20 protein-coding genes and 1 tRNA gene are annotated in these 22197 nt (G+C 55.5%); 15 read left to right on the top strand and 6 right to left on the bottom strand.

Features of this window, described 5'->3' with window-relative positions; all coding sequences use genetic code 11:
• Positions 1-99: 99 nt before the first annotated feature.
• From P3M64_RS02105 to P3M64_RS02070, 8 genes are all read left to right on the top strand, one after another.
• Positions 100-190, top strand: a tRNA-Ser gene (locus P3M64_RS02105).
• A gap of 129 nt (positions 191-319) precedes the next feature.
• Positions 320-910: a conjugal transfer protein TraD gene (locus P3M64_RS02100; RefSeq protein WP_243644716.1), complete on the top strand. Its 591-nt coding sequence runs from the start codon at positions 320-322 to the stop codon at positions 908-910.
• Position 911: 1 nt separating this feature from the next.
• Entirely contained in the window at positions 912-1178 is a 267-nt protein-coding gene (locus P3M64_RS02095) for a conjugal transfer protein TraD (RefSeq protein WP_132938315.1), read from the top strand.
• A 138-nt stretch (positions 1179-1316) separates the two neighbouring features.
• Positions 1317-2165, top strand: a complete 849-nt coding sequence (locus tag P3M64_RS02090) for a hypothetical protein (protein WP_132938316.1) — start codon at positions 1317-1319, stop codon at positions 2163-2165.
• Complete coding sequence (locus P3M64_RS02085) at positions 2166-2894, top strand: rhomboid family intramembrane serine protease (protein ID WP_132938317.1); 729 nt, start codon at positions 2166-2168, stop codon at positions 2892-2894.
• Positions 2895-2990: 96 nt separating this feature from the next.
• The gene (locus P3M64_RS02080; protein WP_132938318.1) at positions 2991-3689 is read left to right on the top strand and encodes a DUF5677 domain-containing protein; all 699 of its coding nucleotides are present in this window, start codon (positions 2991-2993) and stop codon (positions 3687-3689) included.
• 517 nt (positions 3690-4206) lie between these two features.
• On the top strand, positions 4207-5805 hold the full coding sequence (locus P3M64_RS02075; protein WP_165886242.1) for an ATP-binding protein: 1599 nt from the start codon (positions 4207-4209) through the stop codon (positions 5803-5805).
• 176 nt (positions 5806-5981) lie between these two features.
• A complete protein-coding gene (locus tag P3M64_RS02070; protein ID WP_132938320.1) occupies positions 5982-6476 on the top strand; it encodes a hypothetical protein in 495 nt (164 codons plus the stop codon).
• A 174-nt stretch (positions 6477-6650) separates the two neighbouring features.
• Here the strand turns inward: P3M64_RS02070 and P3M64_RS02065 are convergent, their stop codons facing one another.
• On the bottom strand, positions 6651-7364 hold the full coding sequence (locus P3M64_RS02065) for a high frequency lysogenization protein HflD (RefSeq protein WP_207893105.1): 714 nt from the start codon (positions 7362-7364) through the stop codon (positions 6651-6653).
• A gap of 422 nt (positions 7365-7786) precedes the next feature.
• Here P3M64_RS02065 and P3M64_RS02060 point away from each other — a divergent pair, with 422 nt between their 5' ends.
• Positions 7787-8437 (top strand): DsbA family oxidoreductase, encoded by a 651-nt coding sequence (locus P3M64_RS02060; protein WP_165886243.1) that lies wholly within the window; start codon positions 7787-7789, stop codon positions 8435-8437.
• Between the two features lie 5 nt (positions 8438-8442).
• Here P3M64_RS02060 and mfd read toward each other — a convergent pair whose 3' ends face one another.
• Positions 8443-11868 (bottom strand): transcription-repair coupling factor, encoded by a 3426-nt coding sequence (mfd, locus tag P3M64_RS02055; protein WP_276157054.1) that lies wholly within the window; start codon positions 11866-11868, stop codon positions 8443-8445.
• Positions 11869-11947: 79 nt separating this feature from the next.
• Positions 11948-12178 carry a succinate dehydrogenase assembly factor 2 gene (locus P3M64_RS02050; protein WP_165886245.1) on the bottom strand — a complete coding sequence of 77 codons (231 nt, stop codon included), beginning with the start codon at positions 12176-12178 and terminating at the stop codon, positions 11948-11950.
• Between the two features lie 130 nt (positions 12179-12308).
• Between P3M64_RS02050 and recG the strand changes: the two genes are divergently transcribed.
• Positions 12309-14390, top strand: a complete 2082-nt coding sequence (recG, locus tag P3M64_RS02045; protein ID WP_132938323.1) for an ATP-dependent DNA helicase RecG — start codon at positions 12309-12311, stop codon at positions 14388-14390.
• 12 nt (positions 14391-14402) lie between these two features.
• Here recG and P3M64_RS02040 read toward each other — a convergent pair whose 3' ends face one another.
• Positions 14403-15227, bottom strand: coding sequence for a DUF502 domain-containing protein (locus P3M64_RS02040; protein ID WP_132938324.1), 825 nt, complete (start codon positions 15225-15227; stop codon positions 14403-14405).
• Between the two features lie 226 nt (positions 15228-15453).
• Here P3M64_RS02040 and P3M64_RS02035 point away from each other — a divergent pair, with 226 nt between their 5' ends.
• On the top strand, positions 15454-15879 hold the full coding sequence (locus P3M64_RS02035) for a hypothetical protein (RefSeq protein WP_132938325.1): 426 nt from the start codon (positions 15454-15456) through the stop codon (positions 15877-15879).
• Positions 15880-15958: 79 nt separating this feature from the next.
• Here the strand turns inward: P3M64_RS02035 and rpsI are convergent, their stop codons facing one another.
• Both rpsI and rplM read right to left on the bottom strand, forming a co-directional pair.
• Positions 15959-16489: a 30S ribosomal protein S9 gene (rpsI, locus tag P3M64_RS02030; protein WP_132938326.1), complete on the bottom strand. Its 531-nt coding sequence runs from the start codon at positions 16487-16489 to the stop codon at positions 15959-15961.
• Between the two features lie 3 nt (positions 16490-16492).
• Positions 16493-16957 carry a 50S ribosomal protein L13 gene (gene rplM / locus P3M64_RS02025; RefSeq protein ID WP_132938327.1) on the bottom strand — a complete coding sequence of 155 codons (465 nt, stop codon included), beginning with the start codon at positions 16955-16957 and terminating at the stop codon, positions 16493-16495.
• A 405-nt stretch (positions 16958-17362) separates the two neighbouring features.
• On the opposite strand from rplM, the gene P3M64_RS02020 reads away from it, so the two are divergent.
• The 4 genes from P3M64_RS02020 to P3M64_RS02005 all read left to right on the top strand — a co-directional run bounded on the left by P3M64_RS02020 (position 17363) and on the right by P3M64_RS02005 (position 22054).
• Positions 17363-18268 carry an enoyl-CoA hydratase gene (locus P3M64_RS02020; protein ID WP_132938328.1) on the top strand — a complete coding sequence of 302 codons (906 nt, stop codon included), beginning with the start codon at positions 17363-17365 and terminating at the stop codon, positions 18266-18268.
• A gap of 10 nt (positions 18269-18278) precedes the next feature.
• Positions 18279-18719: a CoA-binding protein gene (locus P3M64_RS02015; protein ID WP_207893106.1), complete on the top strand. Its 441-nt coding sequence runs from the start codon at positions 18279-18281 to the stop codon at positions 18717-18719.
• 994 nt (positions 18720-19713) lie between these two features.
• Positions 19714-20844: a DUF2336 domain-containing protein gene (locus P3M64_RS02010; RefSeq protein ID WP_132939508.1), complete on the top strand. Its 1131-nt coding sequence runs from the start codon at positions 19714-19716 to the stop codon at positions 20842-20844.
• 31 nt (positions 20845-20875) lie between these two features.
• Positions 20876-22054, top strand: coding sequence for a PAS domain-containing sensor histidine kinase (locus tag P3M64_RS02005; protein WP_165886353.1), 1179 nt, complete (start codon positions 20876-20878; stop codon positions 22052-22054).
• The last annotated feature ends 143 nt before the right edge of the window (positions 22055-22197 follow it).

Genomic DNA, 22197 nt, shown 5'->3' with positions numbered 1-22197 from the left:
AGAGGATGATCTTTTCACGACCTTCCGAAGGGGCTATGACGTCGTTTTTGGGATGGCGGAACAACCCGATAAAGTGTACATAAAGCCGGTCTCAAATGCGGATGGGTGGCCGAGCGGTTGAAGGCACCGGTCTTGAAAACCGGCAAGGGGTTACCCCCCTTCGTGGGTTCGAATCCCACCCCATCCGCCACTTCAGTCCCTGAGTGGGCACTGAGTTTACGCCGTTTTTTGCGGTGAGCGCCTGAAGTAGCCGCGTCTTCGATCCCATGATCCGAACCTCGCCGTCTGCGACCTCGACGCGCCGGGCGAGCGCGCGCAGGTGATCGCGGCGATAGCCGCCGCCTTCGAGACGAATACGCTGGCGGGCGGTCTTGCGGCCGATGACCTTGACGTGAAGATGATAGATCGCCATCGCGATCCGAACATCACCACGGCGAAGCGCACGTCGGAACGACGTATAAGCGCGCCCTCGAAACTAATTTCTCGGGAAGACCCGTGCCGTTTCAGCCCGTCCCGGCAACCCTACAGCATTGAGGCAGGCGCTCAACTATCATCGCTCCATCGACAGCTTATGGAGGATATGATGCGCAAGCCAAGAGACTTCGATGCGGAACTGAAGTCGCTCAAAGACAAGGCGCGAGACCTGAAAGCCCGCAAGGTGCAGCAGCTCGGCGAGCCGGTCATCTCCACCGGCGCCGACGCCCTCAACGCCGACGAACTGGCGGGCGCGCTGATCATGCTGGTCGAAATCAAAGATGCCGGAAAGAGGGAGGTGTGGGCGAAACGCGGGGCCGCGTTCTTTCAGAGCCGGTCACGGCGATCTGCGCCATCGCCTGACCGCGACGGTGGCGGCGCTCAACCACAACAGGGCCGCGTGCAACCGGCATCGGGCGGCGCGGGCACGACATGACATGCGTACCTGGCAGGTCGAGCGCCGCAAGCGCACGCGGCATCTGATCGAACTCGGCGGCCTCGTCGTCAAGGCTGGGATCGTGGACCTGACCAGCGATGATCGCGCCATGATCTACGGCGCGCTGCTCTGGATGGTTGACAAACTGCATAGCGATCAAGGCGAACAGGCGCGGGCGCTCTGGACCGCGAAGGGAAAGCAGGCGTTCGAGGCGGAACACGACGGAAAGAGTGTTGCCGTCTCGCAAGCGCCGCAGGATCGGGCGTGACCGATGGCGGGCGGCGCGGAGACCTCACATATCGCAGCGCTGCCCGCCATCGCGCCACCTACGCCAAGCCCCTTATTGTCAACATGATTCCGCGTCTGTATGCTAATCTTCTGCTTCGAAACTGTAGGATGGGGGACGATGGAGCATATTCTCAAGACGACGAGCGTAGCAGCCTGTGGGCTCGTGACATCACTGCTGACGGCGCTGCTAGTGACCGTCATCGAGCGTCTCACCGGTTTCGACGTGTTCACCTTCAGTCTGTGGCTCATCATCCCGGCTGGCGCAATTGGAACCGGAATCGCGGCCGCGTCGGGATATTATTTCGGCAGTCTCTATTTCCACACGCGGCCGAATCTTCTGTTGTTGTTGCAAATGGTCGTCGTTGCTGGCCTCACCCAACTGCTGATCTATTACACCCAATACGCGACGCTGATTCTCGACAACGGTCAGAGAGTGAGCGATTTAATTCCGTTCGCACAGTACCTCGATATCACGCTCACGACGGCGCATTACCGCGTTGGCCGCGCTGGACAGGTCGATGCCGGAGAGGTCGGACAGTTCGGCTATTGGCTTGCCGTGATTCAGTTCATTGGCTTTTTGCTAGGTGGCCTTGGAGCCTTCGGCATTCTGCTGGGTCACCCGGTTTGCGCTCACTGCAAAAAATATCTTCGCGTCTTAGCCAAATCGGACAAGCTATTTGGTAGCGCCGACGACCTCGCGAGCTACGACGACACGCTTTTCCAACTCCCCGTGGACTCTCCCCAATTCGCTGAAATGGCGAGGGCAGAACACAAGATGAAGGCCGAGAAGGGGACCTGGAAGCAGAACCTAAAGCTTTATGGGTGCCCTGAATGTAAGACGCAGACGATTGGCAGCGAAGTTAGCGTGTGGAATGGCAAGGACTGGAAATCGGTCAACGAATTGGCGCGGAAATTCACCATCCCACCCGGCATCGACTTGGCTGGAGTATTCAGGGCGAAAACGTAGATGCTACTGCCGTATGGCGACAATCTGACGAGGGGCCGCTTCTTTTTTGGCGTCATTCTGCTCGTGTCGCTGATGCTCATACTCGACGTTCCCACTTTCTTGGACGCGGACCTTGAGGAATGGTCAATCCGGTATCTCAGCTTCGTTCCTTTGCTTTTCTCAATTTCACCATGGAGCCACGTCCACACTCTGCTGACTTCGGTCTTCTTGCATCAGGACATATTTCACCTTGCCGGCAACTGCCTATTCCTGTGGGTTTTCGGGCGTTCGTTAGAGCGGCTATTCGGGCTCCTGATATTCCTTTTGGCCTTTCCGTTCTTGGGCGTCGTGGGTCTCCTTGCACACTGGGCGCTATTTCCCGCGTCGCGCGCGCCTGTCATCGGAGCTTCAGGAGCAATAGCAACCCTGATGGGTGCCTATCTCGCCCTCTTCCCGGCAGCCAGAATGAGAATGGTGCTGTTCCTCGGAGTCTTCTTTAAGCGATTTCAGGTGCCTGCGTGGGTATTCCTTCTATATTGGGGCGCATTACAGTTGCTTTCGTTAGTATTTGGTTCGGGCGGTGAGGATAACGTGGCCTACGCTGTGCACGTTGGAGGCTTCGCGGTAGGGGTGCTGGGCGCAATGGTCTGGAAGGTCACATATCCATTTGCCGAGGAACACCTTTCCGAGTTCATGCAGATAGCCTCGACAGGAGCAAGAAGCGCGCTGGCCGCCAAACGACTTACATGAGCGCCATCAGATGTTCGGCGATGCTCTATAACCGTTCACTCCCTTCCAACGGTGAGCGGAATGCAAATATGCTCGGAGGTGACAGGCAGGCCAATCATGAATCCAGTGTTCTCCCGGTTCGTCGACGACGCAGCCGGTATCAAATCGTCCGGCAGGTGGACGGCGTTGAACGGGCGTATCAAGCAGATGGCAGCTAGTCCCGGCGCAGACAACGAATGGTACGTTCAGCTCTTCGGGCAGCTTTGCTACCAGGTGTTGTCCGAGTACCGCTTGCTGCAAGATGCCCACGCGGCGAAACCGGAAGGTGATGCCCAGCTCCTCGCGTGGCGGGCGCGAAATCTCCTGGAGCTGTCGGTGTGGGCCGGGTACTTCGCTAAGAGCCGGGATAACGCGCGCCGCCTCTACGAAGATGCTGGTCGCGACGCGCACGAACTCGTGGCTGTCTTTGAGAGATGGGGACAGGCGAGCGGGCAATCGACCGATTGGCTCAACTCGCTCGCCAACGGCAAGACCGACCTGGCTACGCGGGCCGAGAAAGAGGGGATCGCCACATTGGATACCCGCTACATGCGTGTTGACGATGCCGCCGAAGAGTGTGGCCTCAAGGACCACTACAAGATCATGTCGAAGATGTTGTCCAAGTTCGTGCACCCCACAGCCTTGCAGATCCTGGGCCTGGTGGACGACGCCAAGCACACCCTGCAGAGAGATTGTTTCTTTAGCCTTGGCTGTCTGTTCTTCTCGGGAGGTTTCGTGGCCTTGGAGAAGGTGGCTTCTCCACCACCCCGGGCATGAACAGTCCGCCATGCCCGATTAGAGGGCTATAGCGTAGACATAGTGCTCATCACTATCGGTCGTGGCCCGCCACCCCCGCGCCGCCCCACCATAACCACGCGATAACCACACGAACGACCCGCCTCCACCACGCGAAGCGCCGTCGCCCGCAGCCTTGATTTTAGGTGTGGCGCAACTTATGTATGAAAAATTCAAGAAACACAACGTGTTCTCTGAATAATAAAAATAGATGGCGCGAGAAAATAAAAAAATAATTATAATTGAAAATAAAAAAATTATATTTATTTATAATTTTGTTAGAAAATGTAACGGTGCAATATAACCATTTTACATATCTTAAGTAATTCTAATTATTTAATTTTTTGTATGTTGTTATGGTACTACGTTTGACATGAATAATTGCCGTTATTTAGCTTTTCCAGTGATCTTTTTTTTATTCCTCACACCTGATGGGCCGACGAATGCCTATGGGGCAAACCACAGCGCCCTAAATTTGACGCCTCTAGAGCGCGCCTGGGTGGAGAAACATCCCGTCGTTCGCATTTTAGGACAAAGCAAAGTCCCACCGTTCATGTTCAAAAGTGGACCGAATGAAGGACCGCGCGGCATTTCGATCGATTATATTACCCTGGCTTTGAAAAAGGTCGGCTTAAAGGGAGATTTCAGTGGATTTATCCCCTTGCGCGAGTCCCATGATCGCCTGGAAAAGAAAGAGGAAATCGATTTAATCCCTCTCGCCATCGTCACACCTACTAATGCGCGCCGATGGGCTCTGACCTCCCCCTATTTCACAACCCCTATCGTCGTATTTTCGAGAAGCGACCTTGATACGTCCCGCACGCTCAAGGATTTTTTTGGCAAAAAACTGGCCTATTCAAACTCGGCGCGCTACATGGGGCCGCTTATTGAGAAATATAAAAAAATACAATGGACCGCCTATAACGCCCCCCGCCTCGCCCTGCAATCCGTGGCGACCGGACTGGAGGATGGCTTCGTCGGCGCCTTGGCGGTTGGGGCCTACCTAATTAGGGATCGGGGGTTGCTTAACTTAAAAGTGGCGGCGAGGACGGAAGCGCCCGATCTGAAGATGGCTTTTGCCGTGCGCAAGGATAATAAAATTCTGGCCGACATTTTATCAAAAGGAATTAAATCGATAAGTGACGACGAACACGCCCAAATACGCAACAAGTGGGTCGCCCTGGATTTTAATTCCGGAATTCCCATACAACAACTTATTGCATGGGCCTCTTTTGTCGGTGTGTTTTTCGGTACGCTCGCCATTATATTTATGATGTCTTACGGACGACTGAAAAAAGAGGTCATTAAGCGTAAGGAAATCGAGGACGAACTCGAACAGCTAAACGCCCGTCTTCGCAAGACCACGCGCGAAGTCTTGAAAGCTTCCGAGATTAAGGAAAATTTTCTAAGTACAATCAGTCATGAACTGCGCACCCCTCTAACTTCAATTATCGGTGCGTTGAGTTTCGTCAATTCGGGAATGGCCGGCACGCTTAGCGATGAGGGGAAAAGGCTTATTGAAATCGCCTCGCGTAACAGTAGCCGCCTTTTGACGTTGATCAATGAACTTCTCGATACGCAGAAAATGGGGGCGGGAAAGCTTGTGCTGGAAAAGACCCCTCTGCCCATAGCCAATTTACTGGAGCAGGCCCTAGAGGCGAATACCGGTTTCGCCTTACATCACGGCGTTACCCTCGCTGCGGACACGCCGTTTCCCTTGGGAGAGATTAATGGCGACCAAGGGCGTCTTCTGCAGGTTTTCGCCAACCTGATTTCGAACGCCGTCAAATTTACCCCCCCACGGCAGGTCGTTACGATCAGCGCAAGGATCGAAGACGGCTATGTTCATTTCTCGGTAAAGGATCGCGGCCCAGGCATTCCCTGCAAATTTCAGCATAAAATTTTTCAAAAATTCACAACTGAAGAAGACGGCACGATGAATCGCACATCCGGCACCGGCCTGGGGTTAAATATCGCAAAGAACTTGGTGGAACTGCATGGGGGGGAAATCCGTTTCGAAACGACCGAGGGGCGGGGAACCACCTTTTTCTTCTCCATTCCCCTCCATCACCAACACCAAGTCTCTCTTCAAAATTAAGGATAAGCCCGGAAAAACCGCCGGCGCCTTGCCATAAGGCGAAACCACCCCTATCTAGAAGAGACGAAAAGCGCGAAAACCCGCCGACGCGCAGCCAAATAACGCGATACGCGTCGGACGCTGTTTCCCGACGAAGATTTTTCTGTCTCGCATCTCCGATTAAGGAAAGGAACGCGATGCTACTCCTCCGCATGAAGGGAACCATTATCGCCCTCATGGTGGTGATCGTATATACCTTCCTATCGGCGGCCTTGAAGGTTGATATCTTTACCGACCTCGTCGCCAGTTTGACCTTCATGGAAACGACAAAATCAGAAGAATTGATTTTGTTGGGATTTTCGGCGCTTCTCGGCCTTGGCATCGATCTTAACCGGGCGCGGCTAAATGAAAAACGACGGCGCGATATTGATGCGCACCGACTGCGTACGATGCACGCCACCATGGCGACCGTGCACGATATTGTTAACAACTTCCTCAATAATTTGCAGCTCTATCGCTTACAAGCCGAGCGCAGCAAGGCGTTTTCCCCAGAAGTCTTAAAAGAGTTCGACGAGGTGGTCGCCCAAACCGCCGCGCGGCTGCGGGAAATAGACAGTCTGAAACAGATTACCGTGCAGGAACGCATCGAGGGAATCCCCGGCCTGGAGTTGCCTCGCGGGGAACCTTTATAATTTTTCGGCCGATTTTCTTGAGAAGATCGAGGCGCACCGTTCCTAGTGGATCGACTCCGACGTTTCGCTCCCGCGAACCATCGGGCCGACCACTATCTATACTTTTTGTTGCAGTTTGATTTCTTCACACATTTGTGTCCAATTGCATCGGACTCAAATGTTAAACTCAAACCACTAGAACAGCCCTAACGCCCCACCTTGATGGACGATGATGGTTACGCCTATAAAAACGGTTAACCCGCCGAGCGCCCCTTTAATCCCGTTGTAAAGCCAAGTCATGGACCGCGCCGCGGCTTGCATCGGGACGGAAATAACCGTGCTTAACAGCCCCATGCCAAGAATGGAGCCCACGCCGAATACGCCGATGTAGGCCAACCCCATGGGCACCGACGGCACAGTTTGCAAGGCGATCACGATCAGTGCGGCGGAACCGGCAAGGCCGTGAACCATGCCGACGACGAGTGAGCGCACCGACAGTCCCGAACCATGGGGGTGTTTGTGATTCGCGGCCTTATGGGTTTTTTCCCCGGCATGGGAATGGGCGTGAAAATGTCGCGTACCCTCCCCGTGACCATGGATATGAAAATGTATGCGCTCGCGGATCAGGCGCACGATCAAATCGCCTCCCAGAAGAACCAGCATGACGCCCACGGCGAATTCGAGCCCGTGCGAAAAATGATCGGGAACCATGGCGTTCAAGGTCATGACGAAAAACCCGACCACGAACAAAGTCACCGTGTGCCCGACGCCCCATAGCAGCCCCAACCGCAGGACCTGCCCGCGTGAGCGCGATTGCGCCGAAAGCGAGGCCACGGCGGCGACATGATCGGCCTCCGTGGCGTGGCGCATCCCCGCCAAGAACCCTAGGATCAAAATGCTTTCCATCATCTGAACGTCACCCCCCAAGGCTCAACAAAAATTAAGTAATTTCACGCGGTAAGATGTCTGTTTTGCGTTGTAATGCAGCCGTAGAACCCGTCTTTACCGGGGGTGCATCATGCCTTATCTTATTGCAATGTCCACTCCATTTCCGAAAGGGGGCGCCTAACGCGCCTGTGCCCAAACGATCATAGAGGCAAGGCGGGTCCCCCATACGGCGCGCCCGCCACGTCGGGAACGTTCGCCGATGAACCGCATCGCTTTCACGCCCTCTCCTATCGGGCGTGCCGTATGAAGGATCATGTATGCACCGCATTTCAGTTCCAGGTGACGAGTTTAACGAGCGATTGAAACGCGCGAAGCTATTTTCTATAAAAGAGAATGGCTCCGAGGTGGGATTGACCACGACCCCCAACACGAGGGCGGCGAAGATGGATATAGATGTTGTTTTTGAGCCCATCTGCCCCTGGAGCTTCATAGGCAAAAGGCGGCTGGAACAGGCGTTGCGAAAGCGTCTTGATGTCTCTTGCGCGGTGCATTGGCGACCTTTCTTGCTCAATCCCGCCATGCCCATGACGGGTATGGCTCAGGACGAATACATGGTCTACCGCTTCTCGACCTTGGAGCGGGCGCGGCACATATATCAAACGCTGGAAGAAACCGGGAGAAGCTTGGGTATCTCCTTTAATTTTGCGGCGATGAAACGCGCGCCGAACACCATAAACGCACATCGTCTGGTTATGAAGGGGCGTGCGTTCGGTTTAGAAGACCGCCTGGTGGAGGGTCTTTTCCAGGCTTATTTTTTGGAAATTCGGGACATATCCGACAAAACCGTGCTTCGCGATATCGCCAAAGAAGCAGGCATGTCCGCGCGGGATTTCCAAGCCGTGTGGGAAGACCGTAACGCCATAACGAAGATACTCCAAGCCAACGCCGACCTCCACGATCAAGGAATTAGCGGCATCCCGACCTATATCTTCAACCAACGCATGGTGTTGTCCGGGGCCCAATCTCCCGAGGCCCTACTCCGCTTGATGGACGCCGCGCACGAGGCGGATATTTTGTTCCAAACCATCGCCTGACCCCATCACGGCGTGACCAGGGCGGCCAACTCGCGGGCGAGATGGCGCACGCCCTTCAGGCGATCGGCGGGGGTTTCCCAGTCGCGCTTGAAAACCAATTTATGATCGGGCCTTAATTTTGCCGTACCGACCTGCTGAACGATAAATTGAACCAGCGCCTCGGGGTTTGGAAAGCTGTTGTCGCGGAAAGAGACGACCGCCCCCTTGGGGCCGCTTTCTAATTTTTCGACCCGCGCCTTTCGGCACAATCGCTTAATTTCAACCGTCTTTAAAAGATTCTCGACGGCTTCGGGCAAGGGACCGAAACGGTCGATCATTTCGGCGGCGAAGGCTTCGGATTGTTCGTCGTCATGCAGACGGGCGACGCGGCGATACAAATCCATGCGCACGCTCAAGTCGCCGACGTAGGTTTCCGGTATCATGACCGTCACGCCGCACGATACTTGAGGGCTCCAATCGCCATCGCCGGCGCTCTGTGTTGCGCCCCCCTGCGCCCCCCGCGCCTCGGCGACGGCTTCTTCCAGCATTTGCTGATAAAGCTCGATGCCGACTTCGCGGATGTGTCCCGATTGTTCGCCGCCGAGAAGATTCCCCGCGCCGCGGATATCCAAATCGTGGCTCGCCAGCATGAATCCCGCCCCCAAACTGTCCAGGGTCTGCATCACTTCCAGGCGTTTTTGCGCCGCCGTCGATATGGTCTTGCCCGGAGGCAGCGTAAGGTAAGCGTAGGCGCGCGTTTTCGACCGTCCGACACGACCGCGCAATTGGTACAACTGAGCCAGTCCGAAACGGTCGGCGCGGTGGATGATAATGGTGTTGACCGAAGTCATGTCCAAGCCGCTCTCAATGATGTTCGTCGATAGCAGAACATCGAATTTTCCGTCCTGAAAATCGCTGACCATTTCTTCCAGTTGCTTGATCGGCATTTGCCCGTTGACCACGGCGATGCGCGCCTCGGGGACCAAATCGCGCAAGGCTTCGGTCAATTCGGGTTGATCTTGGATGCGCGGGCAAACATAAAAAATTTGTCCCCCACGAAAACGCTCACGCATAATGGCTTCGCGTACGATCACCGGGTCGAACGGCAAAATGAACGTGCGCACGGCAAGGCGGTCCACCGGCGGGGTCGCGATGAGACTCATTTCACGCACACCCGATAAGGCCAATTGTAAAGTTCGCGGGATCGGTGTCGCCGACAGCGTCAAAACATGAACGTCCGACTTCAATCCCTTCAACTTTTCCTTATGCGCAACGCCGAAATGCTGTTCTTCATCGACGATCAACAAACCCAGTTCCTTGAAACCGACGTCTTTGGCCAGAAGGGCATGGGTGCCGATGACAATATCGACGCGGCCGTCCTTCATCTCGGTCTTGACCCGCTTTGAGGTTTTAGGGGGGACCAGACGCGAGAGCTGCGCCACGTTAACGGGAAAATCGGCGAAACGCGCCTTGAAATTGTGATAATGCTGACGGCACAGCAGCGTTGTCGGCACCACGACGGCGACCTGACGACCCGTCATCACGGTGGCGAAAGCCGCGCGCAACGCGACCTCCGTTTTACCGAATCCGACATCGCCGCAAACCAGCCGGTCAGTCGGACGTCCACCGGCCAGATCCCCAAGTACATCCTCGATGGCGCGGGATTGATCGTCGGTTTCGACATAGGGGAATCGGGCGCAAAATTCGTTGAACGCCGCCGGATCGGGAACGATTTTCGCGCTGTTTTTCAACTCGCGGCCGGCGGCGATTTTAATCAAGTTTTCGGCCATGTCTTTCAGCCGCTGCTTCATATGGGCCTTGCGCGCCTGCCATCCCGCCCCGCCTAGACGATCGAGATGCGCGCCCGCCTCATGCGAACCGTAGCGCGATAAAACATCGATATTTTCGACCGGGAGAAAAAGCCTATCGTCCCCGGCATAGACCAGCTTTAAGCAATCATGATCGGCCCCCCCGACCTGAACGGTGTGCAAGCCCTCGAAACGCCCAATGCCATGCTCACCGTGGACCACATAATCCCCCTCGCCGAGACTAGAGGCGTCGGCGATAATGTTCTCCGCGCTGACCTTTTTGCGGTTCTTGCGTTCGCGGGTCATGCGATCGCCTAGGATGTCCTGCTCGGAGATCACCGCCAACCCTGGGGCGACGAACCCTCGTTCGATCCCAACCACGCATAACGCCGCAGCATGCTTCGCCACCCGGGCGCGCGCCGACCAATCGTCGATCGCGACTAAACTTTCGAAACCATGCTCCGTCAACGCCGTTTTTATGCGCTGCGCCGTACCCTCGGAAAAGGCGCTGATGAGAACCTTACGTTCCTCACCGATCATGGCGCGGATATGCGCGGCCAGCGCATCGAACACGTTGAGGGCGCCCTGTACCCTGGCGTCCGAAAAATCGCGCCCCCCGCGCCCGTCGGCATCGACGGTATTGGGGCCTTCGGGAACGGCAAAAGGAGAAAGACGCACGACGGGGAAAACCCTCAAGGCGGCGCGCCAGTCCTTGGCGCTAAGGTACAGTTTTTCCGGGGGAACCGGGTTGTAGCGACCACCAACCGTTTTGCTTTTGGATTCACGCATGGCCAGGCGCGCCGCGTAATATTCCCTGATCAGTTCGTGGCGGCCTTCGACTGCGGTATCGATCTGATGATCGAGAACGATGCGGGCGTCGGGAAGATAGTCGAACAATGTCTCAAGCTTGTCGTAAAACAGCGCGATCCAATGTTCCATACCCATATGGCGACGTCCGGCGCTAACCGCCTCGTAGAGTGTGTCATCCGGGGGAACGGCGCCAAACAGCTCCCGATACGCGGTGCGGAAATGTTTTTTTGTATCCTCGTTCAAGACGATCTCACTGACCGGAGCCAGCGTGAAGGTCGCCGTGTGCGCGCTTGTCATCTGGGTGGTCGGATCGAAATGACGCAAACTATCCAGGGTGTCGCCGAAAAAATCGAGACGCAGGGGCTCCGAGGCTCCCGGGGGGAAAACGTCCACGATTCCCCCGCGCACGGCATACTCGCCCGGCTCCATCACCGTCGCCGAACGTCCATAGCCGTTATTTTCGAGAAAATCGACCAACATATCGGAGGATAAGGAACCGCCGACGTTCAGTCTCAAGAGCGCGCCGCAAAAAACCGCACGGGGCGGCACCCGTTGCAAGCAGGACGATATCGTGGTGAGAATGGCGCGTGCGCGCCCATCGCCGGGGCGCGCTAACTGCGTCAGCGTGGCGATCCGCGAAGCCACAATATCGCCGCTGGGGGAAACCCTGTCATAGGGCAGACAATCCCACGCGGGGAATTCTATAATATCCGAATCCGGGGCGAAAAAACGCAACGTTTGCCCCATCCGCGCCAGATGAACATCGTCCCTGGCGACGAAGATCACATCCCGGGAGTCTTTTCCCTTCAGTCCGAAGAGCGCGGAAAGGAGCAACGCATCAAAGCCCTCCGGTGCTCCGCCAACAAGAATATCGTCCGATTTTGTTATTTTGTTAAGTATATTTATCAATGTCTTAGCGTTCGTTCTTATACTTTATAATCAAGTTCATAAAGTCCTCATCCAGACGTTTGGGGAACCCTGTTTCAGCGGTTAGCCAGGTAAAAATATCGTTGTCGTTTTCGTCGAGAAGGCGTTCGAAAGCGGCAAGTTGCGCATCGTTAAAGTCGTCGATAAAAGTTTTGGCGAATTCACCCAACAACACGTCATTTTCCTGCATGCCGCAATGTGTGGCGCGAAAAAGCAAACGCTTCCTTCGGTTATCCAAAATTCGTGCTCCCATCAAGACGCTTCATGACGTAACCATGCGGCCTAGGGTATAAATCGAATAATCGCCTTTGTCAGCACACGTTAGACGGTTTACGGAAGACCAACCCATGCGCCCCGAAATTCTGTATCCTTTATTCAAACCCGTCGGCAGCTTAAAAGGCGTCGGCCCGCGCATGGAAAAAGCGTTGGCGCGCATTGGTATCGATCACGTCGCCGATGTCTTGTGGCGCCTTCCCGGCGCCGTCATCGACCGACGCAATAGCCCCTCGGTCAAGAACGCCGTGCCTGGGGACGTCGCGACATTCACGGTCACGGTCGATCGCCATGTCCCCCCTACCGCCCCGCGCCAGCCCTACAGAGTTCATTGTCATGATGAAACGGGAACGATGGTGCTGGTGTTCTTCCATGCCCGAGAAGATTACCTGACCAAGACCCTGCCCATGGGAAAGCGGCGTGTCGTCAGCGGAACCGTCGAACATTACGACGGGCAGGTCCAAATGACCCATCCCGATCATATCGTCAGTGAAGCTCAAAAAGAGAGTATTTTAAAGTTCGAGCCGCTTTATGCGCTAACGGCGGGGGTGTCGCAGAAAATGATGCGCAAAGCCGTTATGGGGGCCTTTGAAAATACGCCGGACCTGGCGGAATGGATTGACGACGCTTATCTTAAGAAGCAAAACTGGTGTTCTTGGCGCACCGCCCTCGAACGCGCCCATCATCCCCAAACATCGCAAGATGTCACCCTGGACGCGGCGCATCGCAGTCGTCTCGCCTATGATGAAATTCTCGCCAACCAATTGGCCTTGGCGCTGGTGCGCGCGGCGATGAAAAAAACGAAGGGCCGCCCCAATACCGGTAACGGGGTCCTGCGCGCAAAGGTTATGGTCGCCCTTCCCTTTTCCCTGACCGGGGCCCAGGAAAAGGCCTTGAGCGACATTACCCGCGACATGGAAAGCACGCAACGCATGCTGCGTCTGTTGCAAGGCGATGTCGGCAGCGGAAAAACCGTCGTAGCGCTGCTTGCTATGCTGGTCGGCATCGAAGCCGGCGGCCAGGCGGCTCTGATGGCCCCAACCGATGTGTTGGCCCGCCAACACATGAAGACCATCGCCCCTCTCGCCGAGGCCGCCGGTGTCGAGTGCGCCTTGCTGACGGGACGGGAAAAAGGAAAAAATCGCGACGCCCTCTTGGCGCGTTTGAAAAATGGAGAAATATCCCTGATTGTCGGCACGCACGCACTTTTTCAGGGTGATGTTGATTTTCACGACCTACGCATCGCCGTCATCGACGAACAGCACCGCTTCGGCGTCCACCAACGCCTGGGGTTAACGGAAAAAGGCGACGCCGTCGATGTCCTGGTGATGACCGCAACCCCGATTCCCCGCACCTTGATGCTGACCGCCTACGGCGACATGGACGTTTCGCAATTGCGCGATAAACCCGCCGGACGCAAGCCGATAGATACCCGGGTTATGCCCGCGGCGCGCATCGCCGACGTGGTGGAGGGGCTGAAGCGCCAAATCGCGCAAGGCCATCAGGCCTATTGGGTCTGCCCGTTGGTCGAAGAATCGGAAACCTTGGACTTGAGCGCCGCCCAAGACCGTTTCGACCACTTGCAATCGGTGTTTGGTGCGCGCGTCGGTCTGGTGCACGGACGCATGAAAGGCGCGGACAAAGACGCCGTCATGCAGGCCTTCGCCGAAGGGCGGATCGACATCCTGGTCGCGACGACGGTGATCGAGGTTGGCGTTGACGTCGCGCGCGCCAACGTCATGATAATCGAACATGCCGAACGCTTCGGCTTGGCGCAACTGCACCAATTGCGTGGGCGGGTCGGTCGTGGCGCGGCGCAGGCCAGTTGCCTTCTCCTATACGGGACGCCATTGGGCGATACCGCGCGCACGCGCTTGAAAGTCCTGCGCCAGAGCGATGATGGTTTTCATATCGCCGAGGAAGACCTCAAGCTGCGCGGCGCGGGCGAACTGATGGGAACGCGGCAAAGCGGCCTGCCGGAATTTTTTATCGCCGACCTGACGGCGCACGCCGATTTGCTCGACGTTGCGCGTAAGGACGCGCAACTCGTTTTGGACAAGGACCCGCAACTGCAAGGCCCGCGCGGCCAGGCGCTACGTGTTTTGCTGTACCTTTTCGAACGCGACAGCGCCGTGCACTATCTGCGTTCGGGATGAATCTCGATCGGCTTATCCGGAATTTTTCACGGAGGGCTCATGGGGGGACGCGACAAGCACCGGCGCACGATCACGCTCGCGCAGAATATCCACATCTTCATAAGTTGCCGCCGACACCACCGATTTGTCGCGCACGTCCTTAGGCCGACGATCCAGTGGAGTCACGATTCCTCCGGAAATAACCATTTTAACCGCTTCTTCCACGCTCATCGACAGGGTGACGATCTCCTTGCGCGGCAAGAACAATAAAAAACCCGACGTTGGATTAGGCGTGGTCGGCAAAAAAACGTTGAGAACATCTTCTTCGGTTAAATTTTGCACCTCGCCCTGGGTCTGTCCTGTGATAAAGCCGATGGCCCAGACGCCGCGGCGGGGGTATTCCACCAAAACGGCTTCGCGAAAGGCATTCGATTGCTGGGCGAGCACCGTTTCTAAAATTTGCTTTAATGAGCCATACAAACCGCGGATGACCGGCATCCTGGACAACACGCCATCCACGGTCCTTTGGTACAGTCGGCCCAGGAACCCCGCCGTAAGAGCCCCTATAAGGATTAGAGAGACGATAACGATGAGCAATCCCAGCCCGGGAATGGCGAAAGGTAAATAATGTTCGGGGCGATAAGCCAAGGGGATAAGCGGCGTCACCTTGCTATCGACGTATGTGACGAAAAGCCATGCGATGTAAAAGGTGAGCGTAATGGGTGCGGTGATCAGAATTCCGGCGAAAAAATAAGCCCGCAACCGCGCCCCTATGCCAAGGCGCACGCTTCCGAGAGGGGCGTCGGTCCCGTCTTGTGTGTGAGGCGCGCCGGAATTTTTCTTATCGTCACTATTCATGTCCTCACGCTTTCCTTTCGTTGGGGTTCCCCTCTATCATCGCATATCGCGCGCCGCGCCCGGAGCCTCTTTTACAAAAAGCCGGGGCGCGACATAATGACAGTCTAAACCCGAAGAACGACGATCGTTGTGGCGGTTTTATGATCGTTGCATTTCAAGGCTTCCGGAACGACGACCCGGAACGATGATATGGGGGCGAGTTGGGTATGAACAAGGGCATAACGTAATGGGGCAATGGATTATTCACTATGTTTTTCCCGACGCCCGGGACGACAAGGGGGCCACCCTATGCAAGGTCGTGCAGGTGCGCGCCCGGGATGAGGAGCAGGCGCGCCAGTTCGCCCACGAAATCGCCCCCTCGGAAGAATTTATCTTTTCTCTTCACCCCGCCAGCGATGCGCAAATTCTAGGCACCGTGCGCCATCAGGCCCTGAAAATGAGCGGAAAGGCCCGAAATGGTGATTTCGTCGAAGAACTGGCGGACGCGGAGCAACAAGACGCCCCCGCGATCGTCAACTGGAATGTCGAGACGGCGCCGCCCTCGACGCAATTGACATCAAGAAACACGGCCCCCACCCATGAAAACGACGGGACCATTCAAAAACGACGCGCCATCATCGAGAGGCTGCGCGAATTAAGCAAAAAACCCTGACCCGAACGGAGGTGCAGACAAAAAAAGACCCGCCGAAGCGGATCTTTTTTTGTGTTTTGGGGAAGACGCGCGACGCGGATTAACGCTTGGAGAACTGGAAGCTCCGGCGGGCCTTGGCGCGGCCGTATTTTTTGCGCTCGACAACGCGTGAATCACGGGTTAGGAAGCCGCCTTTCTTGAGCGACGGACGCAGCGCCGGCTCGTAATAGGTCAGCGCCTTGGATATCCCGTGGCGAACCGCGCCGGCCTGACCGGACAGGCCGCCGCCGGTGACGGTGCAGACTACGTCGAACTGGCCGGAACGTTCGGCCGCGGAAAAGGGCTGATTGATTAGCATGCGCAGCACGGGGCGGGCGAAGTAGACTTCGATGTCGCGGCCGTTGACCGTGATCTTGCCCGAACCGGGCTTGACCCAAACGCGGGCGATGGCGTTTTTACGCTTGCCCGTGGCGTAGGCGCGGCCTTGCGCGTCGATCTTAGGCGCGGCGACCTCTTCCTCCGGCGCGGCGGCGGGGACGACCGGGGCTTCGACGCTTGCGGCCGCAGCAGCCGCGGCCTTGCCTTCGACCATATCCTTGAGATCGGCGAGTGTCTTCGTTTCCTCGGCCATGGGTTAGGCGCTCCTCTTGTTTTTCGGGTTCATCGCGGCGACGTCGAGCGCTTCGGGCTGCTGCGCCGTGTGCGGGTGTTCCCCGCCCGCATAGACATGCAGGTTCTTCATCTGGACCCGGCCAAGGGGGTTACGCGTGATCATGCGTTCGACGGCCTTAATCAGGACCCGCTCGGGGTGCGCGCCGCCGAGGATTTTATCCATCGTGCGCTCTTTGATTCCGCCGGGATAACCGGTGTGCCAAAAAAACTTCTTATCGGTCAATTTACGACCGGTAAGGCGGACTTTCTCGGCGTTAATCACGACGATATGATCGCCGCAATCCATGTGCGGGGTGAACATCGGTTTGTGCTTGCCGCGCAAACGCATGGCGATCACACTGGCCAGACGACCCAGAACGAGTCCGTCGGCGTCAATGACGCACCATTTCTTTTCGATGTCCGCGGGCTTGGCGGAGTAGGTTTTCATTTTGTACCCAGTCTTCTCGGAAGTCGCGGCGTCGGTATCGCCCGGCGAATTCGGTTGGCGGAAACGATAAAGAGAACCGGATTGGCCCCCTGAATTCGAATTGGCGCATTATGCCGTTTTAGCTTTCGACGTCAACATAAAATTTTCGAAAAAAATCAACTAGATCAGTGCATTAAAAATACGGTATTATGATACCTCTGAAAACCAATCTCTTATCGCCCACCTAATCTCTCGTCACCCGCATAGCGGACAATTTTTTCGCACGGCGAGGTCATGAGAGCACGGCAAGGCCATGAGAAAGGGCCCAAACGCGCCGCGCGATTTGAAATTTCCTTGCCATGAGGACAGGGCAAGGCCAGCATGGCGTACGGAAAAAAGCAATGAAACCGACAAGGGAGGATAACCGTGGCCGCAAATAGGACCGCCGCCCAACCCCAAGGAAGCCCGGAGGAGAACGATCCACAATCCGACCTTGTGCTCAGGCGCGAACACGATGGAATCGTGTGGCTAACGTTAAACCGTCCCCGTCAATACAACGCGCTTTCCGAGGCGCTTCTCGCACGGCTACAAGACCGCCTCGACACCATCGCCGACGATCCCGCCGTTCGTGTCGTTATCCTTCGCGGCGCGGGAAAGGCCTTCTGCGCAGGCCACGATTTGAAGGAAATGCGCCAGGAAGATACACGCGAGGCGCATCAAACGCTGTTCGAACGTTGTTCACGCCTGATGTTGAGCCTGACCCGTTCACCACAGCCGATCATTGCCGCGGTCGGGGGCATCGCGACCGCGGCTGGCTGCCAATTGGTCGCACAGTGCGATCTGGCAATTGCCGCCGAAAATGCCCGCTTCGCCACTTCGGGTATTAATTTAGGTCTTTTTTGCGCGACCCCTTCGGTAGCGTTGAGCCGTGTCATGGGACGCAAAAAGGCGCTTGAAATGCTTCTGTGCGGAGACTTCATCGATGCCCGGGAGGCCCTTGAACATGGTTTGATCAATGCTGTCGTCAAGGCCGAGGAACTCGAAACCGCCGCCGATACCCTGGCGCGCAAGATCGCAACCAAGTCGCCTACGGCGGTCGCCATGGGTAAGCTGCAATTTTACCGCCACATTGACCGCCCCCTTGAGGAAGCCTACACCATCGCCGCGCAAACCATGGCTTGCAACATGATGCACCCCGACGCCCAACACGGTATCGACGCCTTTATTGAGAAACGCCCCCCGCCCCGGTGGTCCGACAGGGACACCCGCGCCGTCTCGTGCGCGAACAAACCGCGCATCGAGGCGGCGCCAGATCACAAATATGGACAATGAGAGCCCAGCCATGAACGCCTCATCTTCCCCCACTTCGGACGATTTGATTCTCGGTATCCTGGAAACGGTGCGCACGATCGCGTTAATCGGCGCGTCCGCCAAACCCGAAAGACCCTCCTATCAGGTGATGAACTTTCTGCTCTCCAAGGGCTACGTGGTGCATCCCGTCAATCCTGGATTGGCGGGAAAGACACTTTTGAATCGCCCGGTATTCGGGGCGCTGAGCGATATCCCCGGCAACATAGACATGGTGGATATTTTTCGCGCCAGCGAAGCCGCCGGAAATATCATCGATGAAGCCATTTCCGTGGCCGGCGCAAAAGAAATCTCAGTGATTTGGATGCAATTGGGGGTCAAAAACGCCGCGGCGAGAGAACGCGCCGAGGCCGCGGGCCTCGTGGTGATCGAAAATCGCTGTCCAAAGATCGAATACGGCCGACTTATGACCTAGTGGTTTGAATTTAACATTTGAGTCCGATGCAATTGGACACAAATGTGTGAAGAAATCAAACTGCAACAAAAAGATAGATAGTGGTCGGCCCGATGGTTCGCGGGAGCGAAACGTCGGAGTCGATCCACTAGTCACCTGGAACTGAAATACGGCGCGCATATGATCCTCCATACGGCGCGCCCGATAGGAGGGGGCGTGAAGGCGATGCGGTTCATCGGCGAACGTTCTCGACGCAGCGGGCGCGCCGTATGGGGACCTACTTTGCCTCTATGATCGTTTGGGCGCACGGAAAAAGGCTTCGGACGTCGTCACGGTCCGCTTATGATGTTCCCGCATCACGGCACGGGACCTTCCCTAGCCGGAGCCTTTTTCCGTGTGTCATATGTGCATCGTATTTCGGTTCTAGGTGACTAAGGGAAAAACGCATTAACCTTTAAATAATTCAATGACTTGACATTCTCATGTGGGCGTTTCAAATCATGAAGAACGGTTTTTGGCTTTCCGACGACAGATGGGCGCTCCCCCAACCATATTTACCTTATCGGTCGGCGGGTCGGCGACATGAAGACGATCGACGTATTATCTCGGCGGTATTCTTCACGTCCTTCAGTCCGGTTGTCGTTGGCGAGGACGCCCGAAGAGATTTCCTTGGATAGCACGTACATCAAAGCCCATCGCCACGCCTAACAGCCCCTTAATGAGTCAAGCTTTTTACAATGGAGCATAGGGTGAAACGCGGCCCCGGCGACGCGTCGCCGCCTGACGAGGCCACCATCCATTGCAATCTTCGTGAAGCGGGCGCTTGTTTCGCGTTTTGCTCGTAAAGACAATTTTTCTTCCTCACAAAAGTTGTTTGATGTCCCTCTGCCGACACCCTACGTATAGAGCATAAAAAATGGATACATCGCTCCTTTTGCCCGCTCCTTTTTTGGAATTCCGTGTATTGGCGCAACATCTTACCAATTTAGAATAAATACAGGCAAAATAGTGACAAATGGATAGTAAGTCTATCGTCGTTGAATTTGAAAGACTAATCGAACTCGCCTATGACAAAAGCGTCAAGGGAAGATCGGAACTTGTTTCCGTCCTGGGTAAGATTTTTGATGACGGCGGGTATCCTTTGAGTGAGCAAGAGCGCGCACTTGTATTTGCGATTCTTGAAAACATTATCAGTGACGTTGAAATTTCCGTGCGCCAACAGTTGAGCGAGCGTTTAGCGGAACGCGACGATGTACCTCATACCCTGGTTTCATGGCTGGCGAACGACGATATCAAGGTGGCTTTTCCCGTTTTGTGTAGAAGTGGCCTCCTAAACGATATGGATTTAATCGACGTCGTGCGCGCCCGCACCCAGGAACATCAATTGGCGATCACATTGCGTACGGAACTTAGCGAGGAAGTCTCTTCTGCGCTGGTCCATACGCGAAATGAACCCGTGATCGTCAGCCTGTTGAACAACCAAAATGCCCGCATCGCGAAAGCGACGCTGGAGTTTTTGACGGAGGAATCGCGCCGGATCGATAGCTTTCATCGCCCCCTACTCTTGCGAAAAGAGCTTGAACCTCGTTTGGCGATCCGTTTATTCATGCTGGTTTCAGTGGCCTTGCGCCAATATATCCTCGATCATTTTGAGATCGGCCCGGAGATTGTTAACGATCTGCTTAGGCAAATGGCGATAGATGAGGTCTCCCGCCCGTCAGCGCCCCCTACGGGAAAGGAAAACTTGGTTTCTGTTCTCGAAGAAGAAAAGGAACTCACGACAGACCTGTTCATCTGTGCTCTGGAAGAGGGGGAAGTCGCCTTGTTCTCGGGTATTTTTTCGCGTTTGACCGGGCTCAAAAATAGCCTTTCCCTACAGATTTTATTAGACCCCGTTGGCGAAGGTTTGGCCGTCGCCTGCCGGGCGTTGGATTTTGGCGAGGCCGTTTTTACGACTATTTTCGCCTTGGTGAAACGTCACCAAAAAGGAAACGCTCAGGGGATGATAAATACGTTGCCTAAAATTTTGAAATTTTACCGGGCGATGAGTCCGGCGGCCGCTAATGAGGTGGTCAATAAATGGAAGAAAAACGTGTCATATCTGGAGGGTATCCGCGAATTGGAACTGGGTGAAAATTGTGCCTGAAAATTACTTCAACCACCCGCAAAGAAATTGGGTGAGGTTTAAGGGGACGCCTATTGAACGGGCGAATTTCGCCGTGCGCCGTTTGGAGGACCTAACCCGACTGATCTCCGAGTGGATATGGGAAACCGACCATGAGGGGAAATTGGTCTATGTTTCCGATAAGTGTATCGATGTTCTCGGGATTCATCCCCTTGAGTTGGTCGGAAAAAAAATGGATAGCCTGGCCGTCTCCGGGTACGCCGACAGCCCTGTTTTTCCTCCTCACGCAATCGATTGGCAGCACCCTTTTCGCGCATTACCATTTTCGATCCGCGCTAAAAATGGAGAAAATCGCGATTTTCTCTTGAGTGCGATTCCCCAGTTCGACACCAAAACCGGCGCCTTCCGGGGCGCCGTCGGGACGGCTCAAGACGTCACCGAAAGTCGCAAGGCGCATATCATGGCGATTGAATCGCAACGTCAGGCCGAAGAAGCGAACCAAGCTAAAACCGATTTTCTCGCCAACATGTCGCACGAATTGCGCACGCCCATGAACGCCATCATAGGGTACGCCGGATTGCTGGGGCATTTACCCGACGCTCCATTAAGCGCCGTGCAAGAGGAATATCTAAACGACATTCTGGAAAGCGCAGAGCACTTGCTGGGTCTGATCAATCAATTGCTGGAGCTTTCCAAGATTGAAGCCGGCGAAGTCACCATGAATTTCACATCCGTAAATCTTGAGGATATCATCGGGAGGTCCTTGACCTTGGTCAGAGGCCTGGCGCGCTCCCGCGGCATCACCCTCATCGAAAATCATCCTCGGCATCCCGTTGAAATTTGGGGCGACCCGCTACGCTTGAAACAAATCCTGGTCAATTTGTTGTCGAACGCTATTAAATACAATAAAGAAGGCGGTCGGGTCATCATCACGGACGAAGTCGTTGCTGGGCGAAGTTCCGCGCCTTGTGTTCGCATTTCCGTGGAAGACACCGGCGTCGGCATTGCCCAGGAAAAGCACGCGCATGTCTTCGGGCGATATAAAAGATTGGGGCACGAGAGAAGCGTTGTCGAAGGGCTCGGCCTGGGGCTGGATATCACTAAAAAACTTGTCGAACGCCTGGGCGGCTCAATCGCCTTTAAAAGCGAAGAAAACTCCGGGAGCACCTTTTGGATCGAATTTCCCTTGCCCTCAAGTTTCGGGAAAAACCTTCGTACTACTGTCGATTAGCAAAAAAGCGATCCCTCGCGACAAAAGGGCGCCATCCGCGGAAGTCCCCGAGTTTACGCGCCTTCGCGGGCGTGAAGGAGGCGTAAACGCGCGCTTTTGCGCCGGAATATCTGACCTGAATACTCAAGAAACTGTAGCATTTT

The sequence above is a fragment of the Varunaivibrio sulfuroxidans genome (assembly GCF_029318635.1).
GTDB classification, from domain to species: Bacteria; Pseudomonadota; Alphaproteobacteria; order Rhodospirillales; family Magnetovibrionaceae; genus Varunaivibrio; species Varunaivibrio sulfuroxidans.
The sequence above is the reverse complement of the archived record's forward strand: the minus strand, read 5'-3'. Positions and strand labels throughout refer to the sequence as shown.